The organism is Sphingomonas carotinifaciens (assembly GCF_009789535.1).
Lineage (GTDB): Bacteria > Pseudomonadota > Alphaproteobacteria > Sphingomonadales > Sphingomonadaceae > Sphingomonas > Sphingomonas carotinifaciens.
In genome coordinates, this window is record NZ_WSUT01000001.1 from 164,104 (window position 1) to 189,752 (window position 25,649).

General features: G+C 64.4%; 22 protein-coding genes and 3 pseudogenes. 15 read left to right on the forward strand and 10 right to left on the reverse strand.

What is annotated here, in order from left to right; genetic code table 11:
- The first annotated feature begins 130 nt into the window (after positions 1-130).
- Positions 131-1,153, forward strand: a complete 1,023-nt coding sequence (locus GQR91_RS00665; protein WP_149682409.1) for a nucleoside hydrolase — start codon at positions 131-133, stop codon at positions 1,151-1,153.
- Between the two features lie 8 nt (positions 1,154-1,161).
- On the opposite strand, the gene GQR91_RS00670 is transcribed toward GQR91_RS00665, so the two are convergent.
- Positions 1,162-2,043 carry a helix-turn-helix domain-containing protein gene (locus GQR91_RS00670; RefSeq protein WP_149682408.1) on the reverse strand — a complete coding sequence of 294 codons (882 nt, stop codon included), beginning with the start codon at positions 2,041-2,043 and terminating at the stop codon, positions 1,162-1,164.
- Between the two features lie 122 nt (positions 2,044-2,165).
- On the opposite strand from GQR91_RS00670, the gene pobA reads away from it, so the two are divergent.
- From pobA to pcaF, 8 genes are read left to right on the forward strand one after another with little or no spacing between them, the layout of a single operon-like run.
- Positions 2,166-3,353 carry a 4-hydroxybenzoate 3-monooxygenase gene (gene pobA / locus GQR91_RS00675; protein ID WP_149682407.1) on the forward strand — a complete coding sequence of 396 codons (1,188 nt, stop codon included), beginning with the start codon at positions 2,166-2,168 and terminating at the stop codon, positions 3,351-3,353.
- Positions 3,350-4,060, forward strand: a complete 711-nt coding sequence (locus GQR91_RS00680) for a CoA transferase subunit A (protein ID WP_149682406.1) — start codon at positions 3,350-3,352, stop codon at positions 4,058-4,060. Before pobA ends, GQR91_RS00680 begins: the two co-directional genes overlap by 4 nt.
- Positions 4,060-4,689 (forward strand): 3-oxoacid CoA-transferase subunit B, encoded by a 630-nt coding sequence (locus GQR91_RS00685; RefSeq protein ID WP_149682606.1) that lies wholly within the window; start codon positions 4,060-4,062, stop codon positions 4,687-4,689. Before GQR91_RS00680 ends, GQR91_RS00685 begins: the two co-directional genes overlap by 1 nt.
- Positions 4,686-5,387 (forward strand): protocatechuate 3,4-dioxygenase subunit beta, encoded by a 702-nt coding sequence (gene pcaH / locus GQR91_RS00690; protein ID WP_149682405.1) that lies wholly within the window; start codon positions 4,686-4,688, stop codon positions 5,385-5,387. The genes GQR91_RS00685 and pcaH overlap by 4 nt, the downstream gene beginning before the upstream one ends.
- The gene (gene pcaG, locus GQR91_RS00695) at positions 5,377-6,036 is read left to right on the forward strand and encodes a protocatechuate 3,4-dioxygenase subunit alpha (RefSeq protein ID WP_149682404.1); all 660 of its coding nucleotides are present in this window, start codon (positions 5,377-5,379) and stop codon (positions 6,034-6,036) included. Before pcaH ends, pcaG begins: the two co-directional genes overlap by 11 nt.
- Positions 6,033-7,178: a lyase family protein gene (locus GQR91_RS00700; protein WP_149682403.1), complete on the forward strand. Its 1,146-nt coding sequence runs from the start codon at positions 6,033-6,035 to the stop codon at positions 7,176-7,178. The genes pcaG and GQR91_RS00700 overlap by 4 nt, the downstream gene beginning before the upstream one ends.
- Before the next feature lie 4 nt (positions 7,179-7,182).
- Complete coding sequence (pcaDC, locus tag GQR91_RS00705; RefSeq protein ID WP_149682402.1) at positions 7,183-8,361, forward strand: bifunctional 3-oxoadipate enol-lactonase/4-carboxymuconolactone decarboxylase PcaDC; 1,179 nt, start codon at positions 7,183-7,185, stop codon at positions 8,359-8,361.
- Complete coding sequence (pcaF, locus tag GQR91_RS00710) at positions 8,361-9,563, forward strand: 3-oxoadipyl-CoA thiolase (RefSeq protein ID WP_149682401.1); 1,203 nt, start codon at positions 8,361-8,363, stop codon at positions 9,561-9,563. Before pcaDC ends, pcaF begins: the two co-directional genes overlap by 1 nt.
- Positions 9,564-9,768: 205 nt before the next feature.
- On the opposite strand, the pseudogene GQR91_RS00715 reads toward pcaF, so the two are convergent.
- The 5 genes and pseudogenes from GQR91_RS00715 to GQR91_RS00735 form a co-directional block, all read right to left on the reverse strand.
- A pseudogene (locus GQR91_RS00715) lies at positions 9,769-10,744 on the reverse strand (integrase core domain-containing protein); the annotation flags it as partial.
- Between the two features lie 102 nt (positions 10,745-10,846).
- A protein-coding gene (locus tag GQR91_RS00720) for an IS5 family transposase (protein ID WP_428842979.1) occupies positions 10,847-11,598 on the reverse strand; the annotation gives its coding sequence in 2 pieces (ribosomal slippage) (positions 10,847-11,268 and positions 11,268-11,598; 753 coding nt in all).
- A gap of 270 nt (positions 11,599-11,868) precedes the next feature.
- On the reverse strand, positions 11,869-12,348 hold the full coding sequence (locus GQR91_RS00725) for a hypothetical protein (RefSeq protein WP_149683633.1): 480 nt from the start codon (positions 12,346-12,348) through the stop codon (positions 11,869-11,871).
- Entirely contained in the window at positions 12,345-13,181 is an 837-nt protein-coding gene (locus GQR91_RS00730; RefSeq protein ID WP_149683634.1) for a peptidylprolyl isomerase, read from the reverse strand. Before GQR91_RS00730 ends, GQR91_RS00725 begins: the two co-directional genes overlap by 4 nt.
- A gap of 71 nt (positions 13,182-13,252) precedes the next feature.
- Entirely contained in the window at positions 13,253-14,257 is a 1,005-nt protein-coding gene (locus tag GQR91_RS00735) for a glycerophosphodiester phosphodiesterase family protein (protein WP_160146871.1), read from the reverse strand.
- A gap of 31 nt (positions 14,258-14,288) precedes the next feature.
- On the opposite strand from GQR91_RS00735, the gene GQR91_RS00740 reads away from it, so the two are divergent.
- A complete protein-coding gene (locus tag GQR91_RS00740; RefSeq protein WP_160146872.1) occupies positions 14,289-14,504 on the forward strand; it encodes a hypothetical protein in 216 nt (71 codons plus the stop codon).
- Positions 14,505-14,997: 493 nt separating this feature from the next.
- Here GQR91_RS00740 and GQR91_RS19920 read toward each other — a convergent pair whose 3' ends face one another.
- The 4 genes from GQR91_RS19920 to GQR91_RS00760 form a co-directional block, all read right to left on the reverse strand.
- Positions 14,998-15,171, reverse strand: a complete 174-nt coding sequence (locus tag GQR91_RS19920) for a transposase (protein WP_218570849.1) — start codon at positions 15,169-15,171, stop codon at positions 14,998-15,000.
- Positions 15,172-15,440: 269 nt separating this feature from the next.
- Positions 15,441-16,610, reverse strand: a complete 1,170-nt coding sequence (locus tag GQR91_RS00750) for an ROK family transcriptional regulator (RefSeq protein WP_149683637.1) — start codon at positions 16,608-16,610, stop codon at positions 15,441-15,443.
- Positions 16,607-17,758: an MFS transporter gene (locus GQR91_RS00755; RefSeq protein WP_149683638.1), complete on the reverse strand. Its 1,152-nt coding sequence runs from the start codon at positions 17,756-17,758 to the stop codon at positions 16,607-16,609. The genes GQR91_RS00750 and GQR91_RS00755 overlap by 4 nt, the downstream gene beginning before the upstream one ends.
- The gene (locus GQR91_RS00760) at positions 17,755-18,654 is read right to left on the reverse strand and encodes a DUF6528 family protein (RefSeq protein ID WP_149683639.1); all 900 of its coding nucleotides are present in this window, start codon (positions 18,652-18,654) and stop codon (positions 17,755-17,757) included. Before GQR91_RS00760 ends, GQR91_RS00755 begins: the two co-directional genes overlap by 4 nt.
- 112 nt (positions 18,655-18,766) lie before the next feature.
- Here GQR91_RS00760 and GQR91_RS00765 point away from each other — a divergent pair, with 112 nt between their 5' ends.
- The 5 genes and pseudogenes from GQR91_RS00765 (at position 18,767) to GQR91_RS00785 (ending at position 25,642) form a co-directional block, all read left to right on the forward strand.
- Positions 18,767-21,433, forward strand: a complete 2,667-nt coding sequence (locus tag GQR91_RS00765) for a TonB-dependent receptor (RefSeq protein ID WP_149683640.1) — start codon at positions 18,767-18,769, stop codon at positions 21,431-21,433.
- Positions 21,433-22,980, forward strand: a complete 1,548-nt coding sequence (locus GQR91_RS00770) for a glycerophosphodiester phosphodiesterase family protein (protein ID WP_149683641.1) — start codon at positions 21,433-21,435, stop codon at positions 22,978-22,980. The genes GQR91_RS00765 and GQR91_RS00770 overlap by 1 nt, the downstream gene beginning before the upstream one ends.
- 113 nt (positions 22,981-23,093) lie before the next feature.
- Positions 23,094-23,851, forward strand: a pseudogene (locus tag GQR91_RS00775) (IS5 family transposase).
- Between the two features lie 292 nt (positions 23,852-24,143).
- Positions 24,144-24,434 (forward strand): annotated as a pseudogene (locus GQR91_RS00780) (transposase); the annotation flags it as partial.
- Between the two features lie 78 nt (positions 24,435-24,512).
- Positions 24,513-25,642, forward strand: a protein-coding gene (locus tag GQR91_RS00785) for an IS3 family transposase (protein WP_164727717.1) whose coding sequence is annotated in 2 segments (ribosomal slippage) — positions 24,513-24,765 and positions 24,765-25,642 — 1,131 coding nt in all. Because the reading frame shifts where the segments join, the coding sequence is not laid out codon by codon here.
- Positions 25,643-25,649 lie beyond the last annotated feature (7 nt).

The window sequence follows — 25,649 nt, forward strand, 5'->3', positions numbered from 1 at the left end:
CGAACCGTCGCGCCGCCATCCTGGCCGACGTGCGGTGCACCGCGATGGCACTGACCGCGCTTACGGCGTTCGTCGGTTCGTTCTGGATGGCGGGGCTGTTGTTCTGAGGCCGCTTGTCGGAGACGGGCGGATGGCATTCGATCGCCGCCGCTTCCTGGGTGCCGCGACTGCGTCGCTGGGTGTCACGCTGGCCGCGCCGCTGTTGGCGGACCGGCGGCATCCGCCGATCGCACGGGTGATCGTCGACAATGATTTCGCCGGCGATCCCGACGGGCTGTTCCAGCTCGCCCATCATCTGCTGTGCCGGTCGGTCGAGATTCCGCTCCTCATCGGGTCGCATCTACCGCCGCAGTTCGGCGGCGCTACCTCGGCAACGGCGGCGGTGGCGAAGGTCCGGGCGCTGCTGGAGGTGATGGGCCGGACCGGCCAGCACCGCGTGGTCGAAGGTTCGCAGACGGCGATCGTGTCGCCGGACCGCCGCCAGCCCAGTCCGGCGACCGCCGCGATCATTGCAGAGGCGATGCGGACCGATGTGTCGACGCCGCTATTCTATGCCGCCGGCGGCGGGCTGACCGACCTGGCGCTGGCATGGCTCGCCGAGCCGCGTATCGCACGGCGGCTTCGATTGGTGTGGATCGGTGGTCCAGAACATCCCGGCATCGCCGTTCCCCCGCCCGGCGCGGACAAGATCGAGTTCAACCTGTCGCTCGATCCGGTGGCGGCGGAACTGGTCTTCAACCGGGCGGACATCGAGATCTGGCAGGTACCTCGCGATGCCTATCGTGCGATGCTGTTCCCGCGCGATGCCCTGAGCGAATTGGTCGATAGTCCGATCGGCCGGTTCCTCGCCGGCGAAGTCGACGCGATGGAGGCGAAGCTGGCGACGATCCCCGGCTTCCCGCCATTGCCCGCGTCGGATGTCATGATCCTCGGCGACAGTCCGCTTGTTACGCTGACCGGGCTATTGCCACCGCTGCAACCCGATCCCAGTTCGAGCCGGTATGTGACGATACCCACACCGATGCTGACCAAAGAAGGCGGTTATCGCGCACGCCCGCAGGGACGCGCGATGCGCGTTTATACCGCGATCGATACAGAACTGACCTTCCGCGACATGACTGCCAAATTTCGCCGTTTCGGCAACAATGCCTGACCCGGGGCTCATGCACCATCACTGCCCGTCGAACGGAAGGTACGCGGTGATACACCAGAATGCCGGGTGAAGAAGCGGGTGAAGTAGGCAGGGTCGGCAAAGCCAGCATTATAGCCGACCTCCGCCACCGACAAATTGGTGTAGAGCAAGGCACGCTTGGCATCGAGCATCGCGCGCTCATCGAGTATTGCCGCGGGTGACATCCCGGCGATGCGGGTACAGGCAACGCGCAGCCGGCTCTCGCTGGTGCCGAGTGCCGCCGCATGGACTGCGATCGGCTCGCGGAGGCGGAAGCGCTCGTCGATCCGCGCCCGGTACCGCGCGACCAATGCGCCATGCTGGCCGGGCGGCGGCTGCGCCTTACCGGGATCGGGACCGGCGGCGCGACCAGCTTCGATCAGGAAGGTCAGCAGCGCGGCATCCACCGCGGCGCGGTGCCCCGGCGCCGACCACCCCAGTTCGCGCATCAGCGTTACGGTCACACCGTGCAGCACGGTTAGTGCCTCGCTGCTCAGCGCAACGACCTGCGCCCGCGCGAACACTCCGGCCAGCCCCGGATAACGACCGTCGAGCAGCGCGAGATGGCGGACCGACAGCGTCACCACCGATCCGACCGACGCCGGGTCCCATGAAAAGCCATGAACGATCCCGGCTGGGATCAGCAGCAGCGCCGGTGCCACGACGTCGAACCGGGCATCCTCCGCCCGCATCGTACCGCCTCCCCGGTCGAGCACGAACGCCTGTACCAGATCTGCATGGGCATGGGGCAGGATCGTCCATTCGCTGGGCCGCGATCGGTCGTCTAGTCGCTCGGCATGGACGAAGCTCGCCTCGACGGATCGATGCGGTTCACCGTACAGGTAGAAGCGCGGGATCGAAGCGGCGACCATCGCCTTAGCCTATCCGCTGTCGAGCGGATCGTCCAACTTTTCGATCATGCTGTCCATCGCCATGGCGATCGCGAGACAGCAATGTGGAGAAAGGGCGGATCACGCCGATTGGAGAGGACAGGATGCGGCACCGCACGCAGGTGGCGATCATTGGCGCAGGGCCGGCGGGCATATTCCTCGCCCATCTACTGCACGCCGAGGGGATCAACGCGACCGTTATCGAACGCCGCGACCGTGATTATGTCGAGGGGCGGGTGCGCGCCGGGGTGCTCGAACAGGGCACCGTCGACCTGATGCGGCGGCTTGGCATCGCGGCGCGACTGGAACGGGAGGGGCTAGTCCATGGAGGGACCAACGTGTCGCTCGACGGGCGGATGTTCCGTATTGACATGGCAGCGCTGACCGGTGGCGCGACGGTCACCGTCTATGGCCAGCAGGAGGTGATGCGCGACCTATTCGATGCTGCCGAGGCACGCGGGCTTGACATTCGCTGGAACGCTGCGGATGTAAGCCTCTCCGACCTTGACGGCGTGCACCCGGTCGTGACGTGGCGCGAAGGTGGCGAGGCGCGGAGGCTCGACTGCGATTTCGTCATCGGTTGCGACGGCTATCACGGCGTCAGCCGCGGTGCGATCCCGGCCAGCGTGCTGCGTACTTTCGAACGCGTCTATCCGTTCGGGTGGCTGGGTGTGCTGGCCGATGTGCCGCCCGCCGAGCATGAACTGGTCTATGCCAATCATGAACGTGGCTTTGCGCTGGCGTCGATGCGGTCCGCGACGCGAAGCCGCTATTATGTCCAGTGCGGCCTCGACGAGGACATCAACGACTGGTCCGACGATCGTTTCTGGGATGAACTATGCCTGCGCCTCGGCCCGGAGACGGCGGCGAAGGTCACGCGAGGCAAATCGTTCGAGAAATCGATCGCACCGCTGCGGTCGTTCGTCGCAGAACCGATGCGTTGGGGGCGGCTGTTCCTGGCAGGCGATGCCGCGCATATCGTGCCGCCGACCGGTGCCAAGGGCATGAACCTTGCCGTCTCCGACGTGACGATGCTGGGCGAGGCGCTGACCGAACATTATCGCGAACGCAGCGATGCCGGCATCGACGGCTATTCGGCGCGCGCGCTGGCACGGGTTTGGAAGGCGGAGCGGTTTTCGTGGTGGTTCACCTCGGTCACCCACCGGTTCCCGACCATGGACGGCTTCGACCGGCGCATCCAGATCGCCGAACTCGATTATCTGCGCGGCTCCCCCGCCGCGCAGCGTTCCCTGGCCGAGAATTATATCGGTTTACCGCTGGAGGCGGCATGAAGCGCAAGATCTACGACACACCCGCCGCGGCGCTGGACGGGCTGTTGTTCGACGGGATGACGATCATGTCGGGCGGTTTCGGCCTGTCGGGCAATCCCGAAAGCCTGATCCCGGAAATCCGGGCCAGTGGCGTGAAGCGGCTGACGGTCATCTCCAACAATGCCGGCGCCGACGGCTTCGGCCTGTGGATGCTGCTGGAAAGCCGGCAGGTGGCAAAGATGATCTCGTCCTATGTCGGTGAGAACAAGCTGTTCGAACAGCAATATCTCTCTGGTGAACTCGAACTGGAACTGAACCCACAAGGGACGCTTGCCGAGCGCATTCGGGCGGGCGGGGCGGGCATTCCGGCCTTCTATACCAAGACCGGGGTGGGTACGGTGGTAGCCGAAGGCAAGCCGGTCGAGACGTTCGAGGGCGAGGACTATGTCCGCGAGACGTGGCTGCGCGCCGACCTGTCGATCGTGAAGGCATGGAAGGCCGATCCGGCGGGCAATTTGATGTTCCGCAAGACCGCGCGCAACTTCAACCCGAACATGGCCACCGCCGGCAAGATGACGGTGGCGGAGGTGGAGGAGATCGTGCCCGAAGGGAGCTTCGATCCCGACTGCATCCATACGCCCGGCATCTATGTCGACCGGATCGTCCAAAGCACGATCAACGAGAAGCGGATCGAGAAGCTGACCACGCGCAGCCGGGAGAATAAATGATGGGCTGGACCCGCGACGAAATGGCGGTGCGTGCCGCGCAGGAATTGCAGGACGGTTTCTACGTCAATCTGGGCATCGGCATCCCGACGCTGGTCGCCAACCATGTACCCGACGGTATCGAGGTAACGTTGCAATCGGAAAACGGGATGCTGGGCATCGGCCCGTTCCCCTATGAGGGCGAAGCCGACCCTGACCTCATCAACGCGGGCAAGCAGACGATCACCGCGCTGCCGACATCCAGCTTCTTTTCCAGCGCCGACAGTTTCGCGATGATCCGGGGTGGCCATATCGACATGGCGATCCTTGGCGCGATGGAGGTGAGCCAGGCCGGCGACCTCGCCAACTGGACGATTCCGGGCAAGATGGTGAAGGGCATGGGCGGGGCGATGGACCTCGTTGCCGGGGTCCGCCGCGTCGTCGTCGTGATGGACCATGTGTCGAAACATGGCGATCCCAAGATTCTGCCCGACTGCACGCTGCCGTTGACCGGTAAGGCCTGCGTCGACCTGATCATCACCGACCTTGCCGTCATCGCCTGCGACAAGCCGGGCCTGCGCCTGATCGAATGCGCACCGGGCGTGTCGGTCGAGGAGGTGCGGGCCAAGACCGGCACGGAGGTCGCCGCATGAGCTATCATCGCGAAGACGCCGGCGCGCCGCCATCGCTGTTCCCCGACTACGGGGCGACCCGCACCCGCGCACCGCTGCATCCACCGCTCCGTGTGCCGCAGACGCGAACCGAGACGACCGGGCCTGCCGGCTGGGACCGGTTGATGGGATCGGCACTGGCCGATCTGACCACACAGCATGCCGCCATGCCGCAGGGGCAGCGGATCATCGTCACCGGGCGTGTGCTCGACGAGGATGGCCGTGCGGTGCCCGATACGGTCCTGGAAATCTGGCAGGCCAACGCCGCCGGTCGCTATATCCATGGCAAGGACCAGTGGGACGCGCCGCACGACCCGAACTTCACCGGAGCTGGGCGGGTCGTCACCGATGCGGAGGGACGCTATCGCTTCGTCACCATCCGGCCGGGGGCGTATCCATGGGGCAACCACCGCAATGCGTGGCGGCCGGCGCATATCCATCTGTCGCTGCTTGGCCCCGCCTTCGCGACGCGGCTGGTGACGCAGCTTTATTTCCCCGACGACCCGCTGATCGAGATTGACCCGATCGCGAACGCGGTGCCGATGCCGTATCGCCAGCGGCTGGTCGCGCGGTTCGACATGGATGTGACCGAGCCGAACTGGGCGCTCGGCTATCGCTTCGATGTGGTGCTCAAAGGCCGCGAGCAGACGCCGTTCGAGGAGGACGACCATGACCATTGACGTCGCCGACCGTCGCCCCGGCCCTCGGCAGGACAATCAGGATCCGGCATTGTTCGGCCAGACGCCCAGCCAGACGGTTGGCCCCTTCTTCCACTATGGCCTTCCTTGGAAGGGGGGCGCGGATCTTGTCGGGCAATCGGACATGGGCGCGCGGCCCGAATTGTTTCCCGAGGCGCATTATGTGCTGAACCTGTCCGCCCCCACCGGAACTCCACAAGGGCGGGTGATCGAGATCGTCGGTCGCGTGCTCGATGGCGACGGGACCCCGGTTCCCGATGCGATGCTTGAAATCTGGCAGGCGGACGTTGCCGGCCGCTATCATGGCGAAACGGGCAGCGACCCGCATTTCGTGGGCTTTGGCCGGGCCGCGACTGCCGAGGATGGCGGCTATCGGTTCCGCACCATCCTGCCGGGATCGATCGGAACGGACCATGCGCCGCATATCGCGGTGTCGATCTTCGCGCGCGGCGTCATCAAGCGGCTGGCGACGCGGCTGTATTTTGCCGGTCTGGAGGCAGGTGACGCGACGCTGTCACGGGTTCCTGCGGAACGGCGGGCAACGTTGGTCGCGACCGCCGCGAGAGACGACATCTGGTCGCTCGATTTCGTGTTGCAGGGCGAGCGCGAAACGGTGTTCTTCGACCTGTGAGCGACCTGCTGCGCCTGCGCCCCGTCGCGACGGCGGACATGATCGCGGTGTTCGACGATGCCGCGACGATCGCCCACGCCTGCGCCTTCGAAATCGCACTGGCCCGCGCGCAGGCGGCGCACGGCGTCCTCGCGCCGGAGCTGGCGGAGGCGATCGTCGCGGGCGTCGATCCGGCACGGATCGATACGGCCGAACTGGCGGAGGCGGCGGCGCTGGCCGGTACGCTCGCCATTCCGCTGGTCGCGCGGCTGCGGGCTATGGTGGTGGATGGGGAGGCGGCAAAGGCGCTGCATCGTGGCGCCACCAGTCAGGACGTTGCCGATACCGTGCTGATGCGACAGGTCCGTGCCGCGCATCGGCTGTTGGCAGACGATGGCCGCCGAGTGCGCGATGGGCTGGCGGCACTGGCCCGGGGCCATGCCGAACGCCCGGCGATCGGGCGGACGCTGTTGCAGAATGCGATGCCGGTGGCGTTCGGACTGCGGCTGGCGCAGGCGGCACGCGGGATCGACGATGCTCTGGTGATGCTGGACGTCGCGGTCGAACGCCATGCGGGCTTGCAACTGGGTGGCGCCGCCGGAACCCGTGCCGATCTGGATGGCAGGGGGGCGGTCGTCGCGGTGCATATGGCCAAGGCGCTCGGACTGGGTCCGACCGCGCCGTGGCACGCGCGGCGGACTGGCGTGGCGGCGATCGGCGCCGCGGTCGGCCTGTTGATCGGCGCGCTCGGCAAGGTGGCGCGCGACGTGGCATTGCTGGCGCAGAATGGCATTGGTGAAGTGCGCGAACCGCAGGTCGCCGGACGCGGCGGATCGTCGGCGATGGCGCACAAGCGCAACCCGACCGGTTGCCAGGTCGCCCTATCGGCGGCGACGCGCGCGCCGGGGCTGGTCGCGTCGCTGCTGGGCGGCATGGCGCAGGAACAGGAGCGGGGGCTGGGCGGCTGGCAGGCCGAGGGGCCGGTGCTGGCCGATCTGTTCCTGCTCGCATCGGGCAGCGCCGCCGCGCTGGCGGTGGTGGCCGAGGGGCTGGAGATCGACACCGCCGCCATCGCCCGCAACCTCGGCGCTGCGGCAGTCGGCGACGATATCGGCGAAAGCGCGGCGATCATTGCCGAATTGCTGGGCGGGATGGGGGAGTGACGCCATGGCCATGACGATGCGCGACGGCATACGGCTGCACTGGCGGCTGGAGGGGGCGGCCGATCGTCCGGTGCTGGTCCTGCTCAATTCGATCGGCACCGACATGTCGCTGTGGGACCGCACGGTTCCGCTGCTCCTTTCCGCCTTCCGACTGCTCAGGATCGATACGCGCGGAGCGGGCGGGTCGGATGCGCCGGAGGGTGACTACAGCCTGTCAATGCTGGCCGACGATGTCGTCGCGATCCTGGACGATGTCGGCGTTGAACGGGCGGCGGTGGCGGGCGTGTCGCTGGGCGGCATGGTCGCGATGCAATTGGCGCTCGACCATCCGGCGCGGGTGTCGGCACTGGCGCTGATCTGCACGTCGGCCACCATGGACCCGGCGGCGTGGCAGAGCCGGATCGACACCGTGCGCGCGCAGGGCACCGCCGCCATCGCCGACATGGCAGTCGGACGTTTCCTTTCCCCGGGCTTTGTGAAGCACCACCCGGAGGTCGCGGCGAGCCTGCGCGACGGCATCGTGCGACAGGCCGATGCCGGCTATGCCGGGGCGGGGGCGGCGATCCGCGACATGGCTCTGGCCCATCGGATCGCGACCATCACCCAGCCGACGCTGGTGGTGACCGCGACACTCGACATTTCGACCCCCTATGCCGGACATGGCGAGCATCTGCTATCCATTGCCGGCGCACGGCACGTCGGCGTCGATGGCGCGCATCTGCCGCCGATCGAGGCGCCGGGCGCGTTGGCGGCGGCGCTGCGCACCTTCCTGTGCGGCGACGCTGCGGCGAATACGGCCGCCGACACACTGTTCGAAGCGGGACTTCGCAATCGCCGCCGGGTGCTGGGCGATGCGTGGGTCGATACCAGCCTGGCCAAGCGAACCCCGTTCACTGCCGATTTTCAGGCGATGATAACGCGCATTGCCTGGGCAGAGATCTGGGGCCGGCCCGGCCTTGACGACCGGACCCGTCGTCTGCTCGTCCTCGCCATCACCTGCGCGCTCGGGCGATGGGAGGAATTCGCACTGCACGTCCGTGCCGGGCTTCGCGAAGGCGGGTTCACCACCGATGAACTGAAGGAAGTGTTGATGCAGACCGCCATCTACGCGGGGGTACCGGCCGCGAATACCGGCTTCGCCGAAGCGCAGAAGATCATCGCCATGCTGGAACAGGACGCCTGATGCCCGACGCCTATCTCTGCGACGCGATCCGCACGCCCATCGGACGGTTGAACGGTGCGCTGTCCACCGTCCGCGCCGACGACCTTGCCGCGATCCCGTTAAGTGCGTTGGTCCAGCGCAACCCCGGTGTCGATTGGGAAGCCGTCGACGACGTGCTGCTCGGCTGCGCCAATCAGGCGGGCGAGGACAATCGCAACGTCGCACGCATGGCGGTGCTGCTCGCCGGATTGCCGGAAGCGGTACCCGGCGGCACGATCAACCGGCTGTGCGGATCGGGCCTGAACGCGGTCGGCAGCGCCGCACAGGCGATCCGCAGCGGCGACGCGGCGTTGGTCATTGCCGGCGGTGTCGAAAGCATGACCCGCGCGCCCTATGTGATGGGGAAGGCCACTGCCGCCTTCGACCGCGCCCAGCAGATCGAGGACACGACGCTCGGCTGGCGCTTCGTCAACCCGGCAATGCAAGCGGCGTACGGCGTCGACACCATGCCGCAGACGGCGGAGAATGTCGCCGATCAATGGCAGGTCAGCCGCGCGGATCAGGACGCGTTTGCGCTCGCCAGCCAGCAAAAGGCCGCTGCTGCCATCGCCAGTGGTCGCATGGCCGCCGAAATCGTGCCGGTCACCATTCCGCAGCGCAAGGGTGAGGCCGTCGTCTTCACGCAGGACGAACACCCACGCGCGACCAGCCTCGAGGCGCTGGCGAAACTCAAGCCCGTCGTCCGCGCAGATGGCACGATCACGGCGGGCAATGCCTCAGGGCTCAACGACGGTGCCGCAGCAATGCTGATCGCGTCCGAGGCCGCGGCGGTATCCAATGGCCTTACCCCACGCGCTCGCATTGTCGGGCTAGCTTCGGCGGGCATCGCGCCACGCATCATGGGCGTCGGACCGATCGAAGCCGCACGCAAGCTATGCCGGATCACAGGTGTCACCCTCGACCAGCTCGACGTGATCGAACTCAACGAAGCCTTTGCCGCGCAGGCGATCGCAACGCTGCGTGACCTGGACATCGCCACCGACGACCCGCGCGTGAACCGCAACGGCGGCGCCATTGCGCTTGGCCATCCGCTTGGCATGTCCGGCGCACGCATCGCGATGACGGCGGTCGAAGAATTGCACCTCACCGGCGGCCGGTATGCCATGGCGTTCATGTGCATAGGTGTCGGACAGGGTATCGCGCTAATGTTGGAGCGCTGCTGAATAATTTTTGCGGTTTGTGGCTCATTGTGCCTCCACGTGCTTTCAGGGACTACACGGTAATGCGATAACGGTTGGCATGGCGCTGATCGAACCCGGGAGTGCCAAGAAGGAAGGGGAGGGCGGATCAAGGTCGTTCCGCGGGAACTGACCGTCGGGTGAGCAGCGCCCAGCGGATGGTCCGGGCAGATAGTTCGTGTGTTGTCGTCTCCGCCGCTTTTGGTGCAGGTGGGTGGTAGCTTAGGCGGCTATGCGGCCAGATGGTGTTGTAGTGGCGCCGCCACGCCTAGATCGGCACTATGGCCTCGGCGAGGCTGTAGAAGATCTCTTTGCCCGGCAGCTCGTCATGCAGCGAGCCGTTGAAGCTCTCGTTGCAGCGGCTTTCCCATGGCGAGCCTGGCATGATGCAGAGCGTTTCCACGCCGATCCGCCCAAGCCATTTCTGGACTGCGGTAGCGATAAGCTCGCTGCCGTTATCCGATCCGATATGTGCGGGCGGCCCCGGTCGATGATCAGCTTGGCCAGGGCCGCCAGCATCTTCGTGGCGGAGCCGGCGTGCGACCACCCGCGCCAGGCATTCCCTGCTCGCCTCGTCGATGATCGTTCAGGATGCGGAAATTGCGTCCGTCGTGCGTCGTCGCCCGGACAAAGACGTACCCTTCCGCCTGCCTTCCAACGGTGCTGCGCATCGCCGGAGCCTTGTAGGCGGCTTCGCCCAGATATGCTTGGGATACTCCGGTCGCAGGCGGATGCACGAGCCATCGTTCAACCACAGCCGACCGCATTTCGGCTGACGCTGCGGCACCTTCAGCCCCTCACGTCGTCGGATCCGCTCCACCCGTTTGTGGTTCACAGACCAGTCGGCTGCATGCAGCAGTGCGGTCACCCGGCGATAGCCGTAGCGCCCGTACTGCCTGGCCAGCGCGACGATGTCGTCGGTCAGCGCCTCCTCGTCATCTGCCCCACCCGGCACCTTATGCTGCATCGACGATGCTGCCCAAGGATGCGGAACACCCGTCGCTTGGACACATCCAACCCCTCTCGCACCTGGCCGATGCACCGCCGACGCCGTGCAGGGCTCGGAAGTTTCCCCGCGTCGCCTCCTGCAGAATCAGCTTGTCCGATGTCAGGTCCGAGATCGCGCGGCACAGCCGGAGGTTCGCCTCCTCCAGATCCTTTATCCGCCAACCTCACGCAGCTTGCCGATGACCTCCTCAAGCTTGTGCTTCTTGGCAGGCATTCGTCGTCCCTTCCTCGATCCAGACCGTCCTAGGCCGGATCGACATTCATCGTAGCCAGATCATGGCGGCGGCGAGATGAACGAAGCCGGTGAAATGGGTGGTTCGGCGGTCGTAGCGAGTGGCGAAGCGGCGGAAATGTTTGAGGCGGCTGAAGCATCGTTCGATCTGGTTGCGATGCCTGTAGATTTCCGCATCGTGCGGGATGGCGACCTTGCGGTTGCGCTTGGACGGGATCACCGCCTCGGCGTGCATCGCGGCGATCTGGTCACGTAAGTCGTTGCCATCATACGCCTTGTCGGCAAGCACCGCTTTTCCGCGCTGACCTTCGAGTAAGCCGGATGCCGAGGCGATGTCGCTGGCTTGGCCGGGCGTGATGCGAAACCGCAAGGGGCGGCCGAACGTGTCGGCGAGCATGTGTATCTTGGTGGTCAGTCCGCCTCGGGAACGCCCCAGCGCCTGATCCTTGGCCCCCCTTTTCCGGTCGCCGCCTGTTGGTGCGCGCGAACGATGGTGCTGTCGATCATCAGATACTGGTTGTCGCGGTCAGCCGTCAGCGCCTCGAACACCCGCTCCCAGACGCCAGCGTGGCACCAGCGGCTGAAGCGTCGATGGACTGTCTTCCACTTGCCGTAGCGTTCCGGAAGGTCGCACCAGTGTGCGCCCGAGCGCAGTACCCAAAGACATCCGTTCACGAACAAGCGGTTGTCCGCACCCGTCCGGCCAGGATCAGCGCTCTTGCCGGGAACCAGCAACGCAATCCGCGACCATTGCGCCTTGCTCAACTCGTACCGCTTAATCCCCATCATCCACTCCGCGCCACAACACGGATGCCTATGAATCAGCCTTTACGCCATTTGGGAATCCTGAATGTCGATCCGGCCTAGTCGATGGACCACTCACAAGGGGCAGCTCGTTAACAGGTGCAGGGGCGATCCACCCTATGTCACAGCTTTCGCCTGGCAGCCGAGCAGCTCGCACTCCTCATCATCGTCAGCTGCTTTGCGCTGCCATAATCGTGTGGTGACGGACGACATATTTGCGCGCTCGGTGCTGGGGAGGGTCGCACGTCAGGTGGCGCGGGTTAGCGGAACCCGGATCCTGTATTCCTCCTCGCCAATCTCATCCAATTGCACGGAGCCATTCTGCGGATGCCCCTGCGCCGCCACGAAACGCTCGAGTGCACCCAGAAGCATTGTCTCTCGATCGTCTTGCTCGCGTTCCGTCCTCGGTGGCGGAAGCAAAGCGCTAAGCTGGCAATCCTGCCCGTGGCACTCGACCACCGCGTCCCGCAGTATAGGGAAGCGGGCCGCGATCGCCTCTTCGAGGGCCTGCGCCGGCGGCACGATCATCACCGGCGCCACGTTTCGAGAAGGAGGCGCGACCGGCGGAAATTCGTGCACCGCGGCCACTACCCGAATCGTCTCCGCATCCACCGATGCGGGCTTGTCGTCCACGGAGGACCCGTAGGCGACGGCGAGCAGCGCGAGTATCAAGGCCCCTACGGCGATACCCTTGCTTTGCGACAGTGAGTAGAACGATGACCTCATGGCTTTGCCTCCCGGATGGCTGCGGCGATGCGGTCGGGCATCCGTTCCTCGCGGATATCCTGCGTGATCAGAAAGCGAGCCGTTTCGGCCGTCGCTGGTATGCGCTGCTCCAACCGGATCAGATGGTAGCCCAGTTTGCCGCGGATCGGCTGGCTTACCTCGTCCTGTTTCAACATACGCGCGAACGGGAAAAACTCGTCCGCCATGTAACGGCCGAACATCGACGACAATTCGCCTGCCGCCTCAGCCGTCGCGGCATCATCGGACTCGGTCCGGGCGACGTTAGCGAAATCTTCCCCCGTTGCGATGCGCCGCCGCAACTCCAACACTTTGCGCTTTGCTTCCTCCTCGGTCCGGGTGATGCCGCCGCGCCCCTCCCCAACGGCCACGAATATGTGACTGAGCAGAAATTCATCGTAACGGCCGGGTTTTGCCGCAAGGCGGGCGCGGACGTCGTCATCGCTCACCGTTATCCCAGCGGCGAGGTCACGTCGTGCAGCCTCGGCGAGCACCGCCAATTCGAGCAGACGGAGCGCGGCGCGCATGTCTGGTTTGCGGTCGAGATGACGGGCGCGAGCAACGTCGGCCAGTCCGATTACCGAGCGGGCTTCGGCCTCGACTATTGGGTCATGGGGGGGCGGCGTTACCAAAGCGGGGGGCAATAGCCACGCCAAGTCGGCGCGGCTCCGCAACATGCGTGAAAGTCCTTCGACGTCCTGTTGATCGGACGTGGCCGCAGTCGCGATCGCGGTTGGTGCAACCTGTGCGGAAACGGACGCTGACCAACCGCTTACGAGCGCCCAAAGGGTGGCATGAGCAAGATAATTTTTCATAAGTTAGGGTGATCCGTTAACGGTGCGCCCGAAGGATGGTTAACATCCTTCGGGCAACGTGGGGCCGTCAATCAGTAATCCTGATAGTGGTTGCGGCGCTTGCCAGCGCGTGCGAGGAACCGGACCGTACCCTTGGGATCGTCGCTAGTAATCAGCCCATAATTTTGCGACAGTAGGAAATTGAGGTCGCCGCGATGGTCTTCGGTGTCTCGGCCTGCCGGCTGGCCCATGACTTTATGATGGTAGAATACATCAGACAATTTGTAACAGCATATGCCGGTATTCTTGTAGAACCCGCCAGATATGGGGCCGTCCGGGATGGCGTGAAAGACCCCAACCCGCTTTCCTGCCTGCTCTGAAATTTGCTTTTGGAAGTACAGTAACCCTCCCTTTTGCTTGACGTTGATCTCGATGGTTTGAACGGCGCGCGACCACTTGATCAAACTGTCAGCAACGCTGATGATCCCCAGCATATTCGTTGTGTAGACCGGAATGACGTTGATGTTCTTGGCATCCGCGTAAAACCCGGCTGGATCTGGATATAGCGTCGCATTGACCTTAACCGCCATAGTATTGGCGCCGCCAATATCCTTCACGCGTACGAGGATGTCGATCGCGCGAATGGCGTCCGCAGTTTTTGTGTCGAAGATGAGCGGCGTCTTCATCTTGAGCCGCTTCCACTCGTCGAGGACCTGCGAAACGCGGGGAACGATGTACCCGGTCGTGTTCCGCCGATCGGGGGTCAGCAGACGCAGTGTATCGATGTCACGAGCGAGTACGTCATGCACCTTGGGGTTCGCACCATGATTCGTCATGGGATCGAACTTTTGCTGCCGGTGCAGGTTATAGATCGTCGTAGTTCGACCCAAATTGAAGTCGTGCATGAGTAAGGGTACGCCGTCCTTGCTCATTTTCACATCGAGCTCGATGCCGTCCATACATGCATGATTGGCGGCGGAAATCGATCCGAGCGAGTTCTCGGGTACGCCTGGAGAGGCGGAATGACGCCCCCAGTATCCCCGGTGCGCAAGAACCAAGACATCTGGCGTCTTCGAGACGTTGACGATCTCGGCCATCCGCCTCTCCGCAGACGGACACTCCGCCCGCGTGACCGACGGCAGCGCGAGGATCAATGCGCCCAAGCTGGCCATCAGCGGCAACCTATTAAATGATCTTAAACGTTTCACGTCAAATCCTTCCATGGATTGGGAGCACGCACATCAAAGAAGTTACTTACGCGATCGGGAGCGTATGCTTGCGGCTCCAGCATTCGAGCCGATCGCCGTCTTGCCGCAGGCCAGTTCGCGGATCGAAAAGAATTGACCATCTCCGCGGGATTTATTTTGGATGGCCGACACGCCGGCTACGCGCGTGACCGCTTCGCCAAGCTCGAATGGGGCAGCGTAACAATCTCGTCCGAACTGATGCTGTCGAGATGACGGGATATTGCGTCTCGCTACGATCTCGCGCATCGGCCCGAAGCCGCACACTGGTGGCGAGGTTATCCGTGCCGGCACTCTTCTGCCTGGCTGCCGCGGTCTGCCCAACACTCGGGGGGATGATCGACTTGGATGGCTGCGGGGCCCGTCAATGCCGTGCGCATCGATCGCGTTGCACGTTCCGTGGCGAGCCTCTTCATCGTCAAACCCCGTTCCTGTAGCCTTCAATTAGCCTATTAATCACTATAAGTTACATAACGATGACGAACCGTTGGAGAGCGTTATTGAGAGAGGCGGGGACTGGAAGATGCGGATCTTGCTTGGATTGGGTGTTGGCGGCGACGATGAGTTGCGCCGGATCCGCAGCCGCGGGACAGCTATATGCGCACGGCGGCGGCCGAACCCGAATATGCTTCGCGTAAACGACCGGCGGCGTACATGTGGCGGCGGCACATGTCGGCCGCTCTCGTGCCGGCTTTCTGCTCCTTCACGATCGCGATGATCTGCTCGTCCGAAAACCTTGACGCGGAAATCATAGAGTCGCCCGACATCGCTCGCGGGTTTAAACCTTTGGCATCCACCAACGGCAAGAAGGCGTATAAAGGGTGCCCATTTCCGATCCCGCTACCCTTAACCTGATCGATGGCCGGCTTCGCCGACACCTGCTTCAGAGAAAAAGTGACCGGTTAGCGATAGCCTTGTGGAGAGCGCATCCGGCGGCGGTACAGCGAGCCCAAGATTTGACGAGGGTCAGGTATTCTCACCGGGATTGAGTCGAGAACGGGTCTGCATTCTCATTTCACCATTCTGGAAGGAGTCTTCATTCGCCACCGACGTCGCGGTCGAAGAAAGCGGCGCGCAGAGGCAGGGTTGCGGCACCGATGGCTGTTGCGTCCCCATGGATGGTGGACACCACAATCCGAGGCGCAGGACGGTGGAAGCCGCGGCGTTCTGGGTTGGTGAAGGCGATGCGTTCGATGATGCGTTGCGCAAGCGCGGGAGGGATACGGCCACCCAGTACGATCATACCCGGATCGAGCGTTGCGGAGATGGCGGACGCCACGAGGTTCAAAGACGGCGTCATCGTATCCAGCCAGCGGTCGACGGCGGGATGGTGCAGATCGAAACCGTCGAGCATCGCCTGGATGTCCTCAAATGTCGATCCTGTGTTGACGAAGCTGGATCGCAGGGTTTCAAGATTGGGTTGCGGCCAGTCCAGGGGGAGGATCGAGGCGAACTCACCTGCATTCCCGTGGCAGCCCCGCAGTGGTCGGCCCGCCGCGACGACTCCGCCTCCTAAACCGGCGGAGAAATACAGGTAGGCGAAATCGCCCATGCTACGGCCATGCCCCAATGTGGCTTCGCCGACCGCGGCGACATTGCCATCGTTGTCGACCCACACCTTTGCCCCGAAAGCTTCCGCTAAAATCGTGTCCAGCGGCATAAGAGCCCACGAATCGAGCAGCCTCGGCGGGTTCAACCGGGCGCCGTCACCGATGAAATAGCCGGTAACGCCAACCCCGATCCCGACCAGCGCGGCACGATCCCACCCTGCCTCCGCCACGGCGGTGTCGATGAGCCCCCCGATCTGGCGGCAGGCCGGCAAGATCGCGGTGTCCTTCAGACGCTCGGTATGCATGGCGGCCACCGTGCCGGCGAGGTCGAGAAGCACCAGCGATACGGCATCCGTCATGATCGACAGGCCGATGGAAAAGGCGGCGCTCCCGACCAGGTGCAGCGCGGTGCTCGGTTTCCCCCGGCCCTGCGCAACCGGCGCGCCTTCCGCGATCAGCCCGCGGGAGAGCAGCGGCTCGACGAGCCGGGTGATCGAATGCGGTGCAAGCCCGGTCACCCGGGCAAGATCGGCACGGCTCGCTGGACCGTGACGGGAGAGCAGGTCGAGCAGCACGCGTTCGTTCACAGTCGCGGTGCGCCTGCCGTCATCGCGTAGAAATTGTGGGGGAAAATCGCCTGCGCTGATGCCGTTCATGACGCATGAAGGTCGTAGCGGCGACTACATGTCAAGCATAGCAGGGCGGCAATCGTGCAGGCCGAAGCGATGGCGATGGCGAAGAACGCAAAGCCGGTGGTGGTGAACACAGGTGATCGGCCAAGTCCGCCTGCGAGCGTCAGCCCTGCTGCCCCAAGGGCAAGTTTGGACGTCATGGTATAAAGGCCGTAATCGCGGGCCTCACGGGCCAGCAGTGCCAGCAGCGCCCACCCGATCAGATTGGACAGTCCCATCACCAGACCGAGCAGGAGTGGTGCAGCCGATCGAAGGTCTGTCCCGATGAAGAGGAGCGGTGCGACGGCCGATACGGCATAGATCGCCGCGAGAAGGGTCAGCCCCTGCCGTGCCGAGGAGATGGAAAGGGGAAGACATGCCGATGCGGTCCGCCCCGCGATCAGCAGCATCAGCATCGACATACCTTTGGTCGGTGCCGGCATGCCGGAAAGGTGCAGCATGGCCTTGCCGAGCGCGCCCAGCGCGACAATACCGGTCACGCTCGCGAACAGGAACGTCCATGGCAGGCGATAGGACGTGAGTTCACTTCGGCCTCCTGCACCGGCAAGTGGGGAGATCACCAGAAGCGGCACCATTGCGAGGCCCAGCACCGTCGCGCCTGCGCCGATCCCCCACAGCATCGGTACGATGCCGATGCCACTGTCGCCAAGGCTGCCCGCCGCCGCGACGGACGCGATACCGGTGCCAAGGGTTCGGCCACGCGACAGCGACGTGGCACGGGCGGGATCATCCGCCAACCGGCCCATCAACGCATTATGCGGAACGTCGCAGCCGGCATAGGCGACCCGGAAGAGCAGGGTGGCGGCGAGAACCGCCCCAGGCCCCAGCGGCGCCGACAGCATCGTCAGCGGGAAGGTGACACCGGCAATGCACAATCCCGCCACTGCCATACGGGTCGCATCGCCGGGACGACGGCCGAGCCAGGCGCCGACGCCGAGATCGGCCACCGCACTCGCCGTCAGGCCGGCAAGGAACAGCGCACCCGCGACGGCCGGCGTCACGCCATAGCGGTTGACGAGGACGTACAGCGTCAGCAGATCGCTCGCCGCCCATAACAGGCTCTTGCCGGTATGAGCGATGCAATAGGCCGCCCACACACGCCGCCACGTCATCCGATCCAGCGAACCTTGTAGAGATGCATCCCTTCCACAGGCACCCGTACCGGATCGCTGCCGTCGGCGCGCGCGATCGTGAACCCCTTTGCCCACCAGCTTTCCTCCGCCTGCACCCAGGCGAGACGACCGTCGTCGCCATCGCCTGCCATGCTGACCGCCTTGACGCGCAGCTTGGGGTTGAGCGCGGGAAGAGCAGCAAAGGCGCCCTTGCCCGGATCAAAGGTCCATACGCCGTCGTCTGTGGTCACCAAATAGCGACCATCGGGCCGATGTGACAGATCATGGCCGTCCCGGCGACCTGGGAGCGTCCACCGTGCCGCTTCCGCCAGCTTCGGCGCAGCAGCGGTGCCGGCGATGCGATACGCCTGGATCAGGTCATGGGACAGGACGAACAAGCGACGCCGCTTCGCGTCCCACACGGCACCGTGCCCCGATGGCAGCGGCAGGTGCAGGAGCGGAGTTTCGCTTCGCCGCCGGTCGTAGAGTTCGAGCCTGTCGCCGTTCTGGTGAATCGAGAGCGCGACCGCGATCAGGCCGTTCGGCAACGGGTCGGCCGAATGCGCCATCGGCGCGATCGCCCGGAACGAGACATTCCCGGTCGCACGGTCGATCAGCGCAACACCGCCGGTCGAAGCGGTGACGAGGATCGACCGCCCGCCGTCGACAGGCTTGCAGTCGTCGATCCTGGACAGCAGCGTGCGGCGATACGGCTCGGGCAGGTCCGCCGCCCCCGCCGCGCTCCACCGCCAAACCTCCCTCGCGCTGCCCGTGTCGGAAACCCGGTACTCACGAACCTGATCGTCACCGCAGGCATACAACCGTTCCGCAGCCCGTGCCGGGTTTGACCCCGCAACCGCGACAGCAACTCCCAATCCCAACTGCCAACCCGGCATCCGTTCCTCCAGCCTTCGTCACGGCAATCTTTCTACTCGACCGTCACGGATATGTCACCTATAGTTATTAAACAGGCGGCACCTCGATGCTGTCCAAATAGGGGGGACTGTCATGAAGCTGTTTACGATTCGCCGCGGCCTGTTGCTGCTCTCCACCGCCTTGTCGCCTGCTGCCTATGCACAGGAGGTATCACCCGTTCCTGCCGAGTCTGAAGAGGAGATCGTCGTGACGGGCGCGCGCCTCCAGGCGGTGCGCGAGATCGAGGCAAAGCGGGCGATTTCTGTTATCTCCGACAGCATCAGTTCGGACGAAATCGGCACGCTGCCCGACTTCGGCCTCGGCGAAGCGCTGACGCGCGTTCCCGGCGTTTCCACAATCCAGAACAACGCGCGCGGCGAGGCACAATTCCTGTCGATCCGCGGTCTGAACGCCGATTACAACCTCGTCCAGATCGATGGCGTCACCTTGCCCGCCAACGAAATCGGACGGCGCAACGTGTCGATGGACGTTATCCCGTCCTCGCTCGCCAGCCGCGTCGAGGTCTACAAGTCGGTGACCGCCGCGATGAACGGTAATGCGATCGGCGGCACCGCCAACCTGCGCACGCGTAGTGCCTTCGACGGCAAGGGACGCAGCTTCCTCGGCGGGCGCTTCGATATCGGCGAGTGGGATTTCAAGCGTACCCGCGGCAATCGTGGGCCATCGGGCCAAGCGGAGCTGATTGCATCGACCACCTTCGGCCCCGACCGCAAGTTCGGCGTGGTGGTGTCGGGCAGTTATTTCCGCCGCGACTCCGCTTCGCTCAACTCGGCCACCGACAATTACCTCTATTTCGATCCGACCACGGGTGTGCGCCTGACCTCCCCGGCCAACGACGTGTCGAACGCACTGGTCGCCCCCGACCGTCGGCGCTGGCTCCATTACGACAATGTCCGCGAGCGGTACGGCGTGTTCGGCAAGCTGGAGTTCGACGATCACCGGATGTTCAAGGCGGCGCTGACCCTGGCCGATTTTCGCCATACCAATGACGAGGAGCGCCAGTCCAACCTCGTCACCGCCAACACCGGCGTCACGACCGCGACCAACCGCTACACCAACTTCACCAATGTGACGGCGGGCGGTGGCAATGTCGGCAATGCGGCCGCTCAGGTCGATCTGGCCGAATATGACCAGACCCGGCGGATGCGCTACGCCGATTTCCACGGGGAGCTTGCACCGACCGACCGCATCCGCGCCGATTTCGGCGTCAACTACGCCATCGCCACCTACCGGCAGGATGCGACCTTCGCGACCTATCGCATCACGAATACGCCGAATCTCGCCTATCGTTACGAGATCACGCCGGGGAAATTCACCTATTTCGACTTCGCCAATCCGGCGATCGTCAGCGGCGCGGCGAACTACAAGCAGTTCGAATATGGCACGAACAGCGATGACAACCGCGAGAATGCGCTGACCGCGCGCGCCAATATCGGTGTCAACATGGGCAGCGACGATCGCGGGTTCGGCTTGGCGGCGGGTGCCTATGGCCGCTTTCTCGACCGGCGTTATGATTTCGCCGTGGACAATTTCCGCAACACCGCCGCCTCGACGTTGCTGCTGACGCCGGCACTCGCGTCCGAGAGCTATGCGCCGTACAACGGCCGCGGCTACCGGATGCTGTTCGTCGATCCCGATGCAGCGCGGCAGGCGTTCGACGCCAATCGCGGCAGCTTCGCGGCCAACCCGGCCAATGCCGGCGGAAATCTGCAAGAGGATTACCGGCTGACCGAAGACATCGCCGCCGCCTATCTGATGGCGCGCTATGCCACCGATACGGTGCGGCTGACCGCCGGCCTGCGCTATGAAGGGACGAGGCTCACCACCACGTCGAACAGTCTGCGGGCTGGCGTATACACTCCCAGTCAGCAGGGTCAGAGCTACCGCGACTGGCTGCCTTCCGCACAGGCGGACTGGGACGTTTCCGATCGCCTGCGTCTTCGCGCTGCGTTCAGTCGCACGCTTGGTCGCCCCAATTACGACGACCTGGCGGCGCGCGAAGTGGTGAACGTCAACAGCTCCACCGGCGCGGTCAGCGTGACCTCGGGCAATCCGTCGCTGAACCCCCGGCGATCGGACAATTACGACATCAGCATCGAATATTACGTCAACAACGACGTGCTGTTCTCCGCGGCCGCGTTTGCCAAGCGGATCGATGACGAGATCGTGACCGTCCGCAACCAGGCGACCGAATTGTTCGACGGCCAGCAGCAGCTCGTCACGCGTATCCAGCCGGTGAACGCTGGCCGCGCCACGGTGAAGGGGGTGGAGTTGAACGCAGTGGTCGCGCGGATGCGGTTCCTGCCCGGACCGCTCGACGGGTTCGGCTTCTCCGCCAATCTGACGTTGCTGGACCCGACCCCGCCAGAAGTGACACTGGCCGACAATGTCACGCGCCGGCGCCTGTCGGGCCTGTTCGAGAGCGCTAATACAGTTGCCAACGTCAAGTTGTTCTATAACACCGGCCCGTTGATGGTGCAGGGTGCGTGGAACCGGCTGTCGCCGATCCTCTACTCGGTATCGACCACCGATCCGTTGCAGGATCGTCGTTATGCCACCAGCGACCTGTTCGATGCGCAGATCCGTTTGAAGCTCGACCGGCACTGGACGATCGTGGCGCAGGGCCGCAACCTCACCAACTTCCGTCCGCAGCGCATGTTCGGTCCCGGTTTCGGCCTGCTCCGCGAGGAGATCGACAACGGCCGCGCCTTCTACATTGGCGCGCTGGTCCGCTACTGATGCGTCTGATAGGAGTCATCGCGCTGGCGCTGGCATCGACGAGCGCCAGTTCGTCGGCGGCCGAGCAACGCTATTTGTCGGGACCGGGCGTTGCGCTCACCGGCGTGTTGCCGCCCCCGCCTGCCACCGGGTCGATCGAGGACGAGGCAGACCGTGCCGCCTTTCGCGCGACACGGGTGCAGGAAGGATCGCCACGCTGGCGGCAGGCGATTGCGGACGTCGACGAGACGATACCGGCGATACTTACCGACTTCTCGCCTGCGGCGGGGCGCCCCCTGTCGGCACGAACAACACCGGCGCTGGCCCGGTTGTTAACGCGGATGCGTGGCGACGTGGCGGCCGCCGTCAACGCGGTGAAGCCGCTCTACGCCCGCAAGCGACCTTTCCTGATCGACGCCGGGTCGGTCTGCCAGCCGCGCGCCGCGCTGGAGCGCAGCTTCGACTATCCGTCCGGCCATACCAGTTGGGGAACCAGCGTTGCGCTTGTCCTGGCCGAACTCATACCCGCCCGGGCCGGCCATATCCTCGAACGCGGCCGAGACTATGGCGACAGTCGTATCATCTGCGGGGCGCACAATGCCAGCGCCGTCACAGCAGGCCGCCAGGCGGCTGCCGCAGTCGTCGCACGGCTTCACGGGGATGCCGACTTCCGCGCCGACCTCGATGCCGCCCGTGTGGAACTGGACCCGTCCGCAGCTACCATGCGCCGAATTGCCGATCCGGATGCCGGCCCCATCGTCGTCGCGCACCGTGGCTGCCATGCCGCGGCCGCACGGCTTGGTCTCGGCAGCGTGCCCGAGAACTCGCTGGCCGCGCTGGAACACTGCGTCGCGATCGGCGCGGATGTGATGGAATCCGACGTTCGCATGACCCGCGACGGACATCTGGTGATGATCCACGATGCTACGGTGGATCGTACCACGAACGGGCATGGCCGGGTGAGCGACCTGACCCTGGCGGAGCTCAGGGAATTGCGCTTGCGGGACGATCTGGGTGGCGCGGATGCGCCGTTGACCGGCGATCGCATTGCCACGCTGGACGAGATGCTGCGTGCTGCGGCGGGGCGGATCGTCCTGAACCTCGATATCAAGGATGCTGTGCATGCGGAGACAATTGAGACTGTCGCGAGAGCCGGTGGGCTGAGGCGCGTGTTGGTCAAGGCGAACGCCGGTATCGCCAGCCCGCCGATGGCCAGCCTTCCCCCGTTCGAGCGGGTGCCGTTCATGCCGATGCTGAGCGGAGGTGCAGAATTACCCTCGGTGATCGAGCGTCAATCGACTGGGGCAATCCGGCCGGTTGGTTATGAAGTTCCACCCATGCCTATGGCCGGGCTGCCACGGCTGGTTGCCGCTGCACGTTCCGCAAGGGGCCGCGTATGGGCGAACACGCTATGGAACGGGTATGTTGCCGATGTCGGCGGGGACGATGATGCCCTGCGTGATCCCGGTCGCGTCTGGGGGCGGCTCATCGACGCTGGGGTATCGATGATCCAGACGGATCATCCAGCCGAACTTCGGCAATTTGTAGATAACAGGCCATCAAGATAGAGCTTACATGTTTCGCGTCGCACAACAGGGGCTTAGGCCGGATCGACATTCAGGATTCCCAAATGGCGTAAAGGCTGATTCATAGGCATCCGTGTTGTGGCGCGGAGCGGATGATGGGGATTAAGCGGTACGAGTTGAGCGAGGCGCAATGGTCGCGGATTGCGTTGCTGGTTCCCGGCAAGAGCGCTGATCCTGGCCGGACGGGTGCGGGCAACCGCTTGTTCGTGAACGGATGTCTTTGGGTACTGCGCTCGGGCGCACACTGGTGCGACCTTCCGGAACGCTACGGCAAGTGGAAGACAGTCCATCGACGCTTCAGCCGCTGGTGCCACGCTGGCGTCTGGGAGCGGGTGTTCGAGGCGCTGACGGCTGACCGCGACAACCAGTATCTGATGATCGACAGCACCATCGTTCGCGCGCACCAACAGGCGGCGACCGGAAAAGGGGGGCCAAGGATCAGGCGCTGGGGCGTTCCCGAGGCGGACTGACCACCAAGATACACATGCTCGCCGACACGTTCGGCCGCCCCTTGCGGTTTCGCATCACGCCCGGCCAAGCCAGCGACATCGCCTCGGCATCCGGCTTACTCGAAGGTCAGCGCGGAAAAGCGGTGCTTGCCGACAAGGCGTATGATGGCAACGACTTACGTGACCAGATCGCCGCGATGCACGCCGAGGCGGTGATCCCGTCCAAGCGCAACCGCAAGGTCGCCATCCCGCACGATGCGGAAATCTACAGGCATCGCAACCAGATCGAACGATGCTTCAGCCGCCTCAAACATTTCCGCCGCTTCGCCACTCGCTACGACCGCCGAACCACCCATTTCACCGGCTTCGTTCATCTCGCCGCCGCCATGATCTGGCTACGATGAATGTCGATCCGGCCTAGCTGATCCGCCGCTTGTGGGCTGCGATCCTCAAGCTGTTCCGCTATGCTGCGGCCTGATGTGCTAGCGCTGAGCCTTTTGTCTGGATCGTGTCTTACGCGCTTCCTTGCACGCTCGAGATGTTGGCGAACACCTCCGGCACGCTGCTCAGCGCAGAACCGGCGGTGGGTGTGGTCGTCGGTTTCGCCCTAGTCGGCGAGACACTAGGCGGCGTCTGCATTTAGAGGATTCCGTTTGCGCGCGAGTTCTGATTCAAGGCTGGCGAAGGAGCCGGTTGATGAGCAGACGCACGCTGACGGACGAGCAATGGGACCGGATTGCGGGGTATCTTCCGAGTCGAGAGGGCACGCGCGGGCGTAGCGGCGTGGACAACCGGCTGTTCGTGGACGCGATCCTGTGGATGGCGGGCAATGCGGCGCGCTGGCGTGACCTGCCGGAGGTATTCGGCAAGTGGACAGGGATGCATGCGCGGTTCCGACGGTGGTCGCATGCCGGTGTCTGGGAACGACTTTTCCATAGCCTGGCCGACACGCCGGACTTTGAATACGTCCTGATCGACAGCACCATTGACGTCCCCCCTGTTTTTTCATCCATGTTGAGTGAGAGTTTTCCGGCCCTTTGAAGCCTGCGGGCAAGGAGCTGGAACATGAAGAAGTCGAGGTACACGGAAGAGCAGATTGCGTTTGCGCTGAAGCAGGCGGAGATGGGCACGCCGGTGGCCGAGGTTATTCGCCGGATGGGCGTGTCGGAGCAGACGTTCTACCGCTGGAAGAAGGTGTATGGCGGGCTGGGCGTCGGCGAGCTGCGGCGGGTCAAGCAGCTCGAGGACGAGAATCGTAAGCTCAAGCAACTCGTCGCGGATCTGAGCTTGGACAAGCATATCCTGCAGGACGTGCTCGCAAAAAAGCTCTGACGCCTGGGCGACGGCGCGAGATCGTCGCGCACGTCCAGGCGTCCCATGGCGTCAGCGAGCGGCGTAGCTGCCTCGCGCTCGGCGTCGACCGCTCGTCGGTGCGGTACGTGTCGCACAAGCCTGACCAGGCGCCGCTGCGGTTGCGCATCCACGATCTGGCGGCGGCACGGGTGCGCTACGGCTATTTCCGGATCTACATCCTGCTACGCAGGGAAGGCTGGCTGGTGAACCATAAGCGCGTCTATCGGCTCTACCGGGAAGATGGGCTGAGCCTCCGGCTCAAACGTCCTCGGCGCAACGTCAGCGCTGCGAACCGCGAACGCCAGCCCGCAGCGTCGGCGCCTAACGAGATGTGGTCGATGGACTTCGTCTCGGATGCCTTGTTCGATGGCCGACGGCTGCGGGCGCTGACGGTGGTCGATGCCTTCACCCGTGAAGCGCTGGCGATCGATGTCGACCAGGGCATCAAGGGTGAACAGGTCGTGGCGACAATGACGCGGATTTCGGCGACACGTGGTGCGCCCAAGACCATCCGGGTCGACAATGGTCCGGAGTTCATCTCGAAAGCACTGGATCGATGGGCGTACGAGAACGGCGTCACGCTCGACTTCTCGCGGCCGGGCAAACCGACCGACAACGCTTTTGTGGAGTCGTTCAACGGCCGCCTGCGTGACGAGTGCCTGAACAGCCACTGGTTCCTGTCACTGGCGGACGCAAGAACCAAGATCGAGGCCTGGCGGCGGGACTATAACGAGAGCCGTCCTCACACGGCGCTTGGCTGGCTGACGCCAGCCGAATATGCTGCATCCGCCGGGGTTAACCCCGGCGGATGCAGTCCGGAAGCTCGCATCCTGCCCGGATGAGAAACCG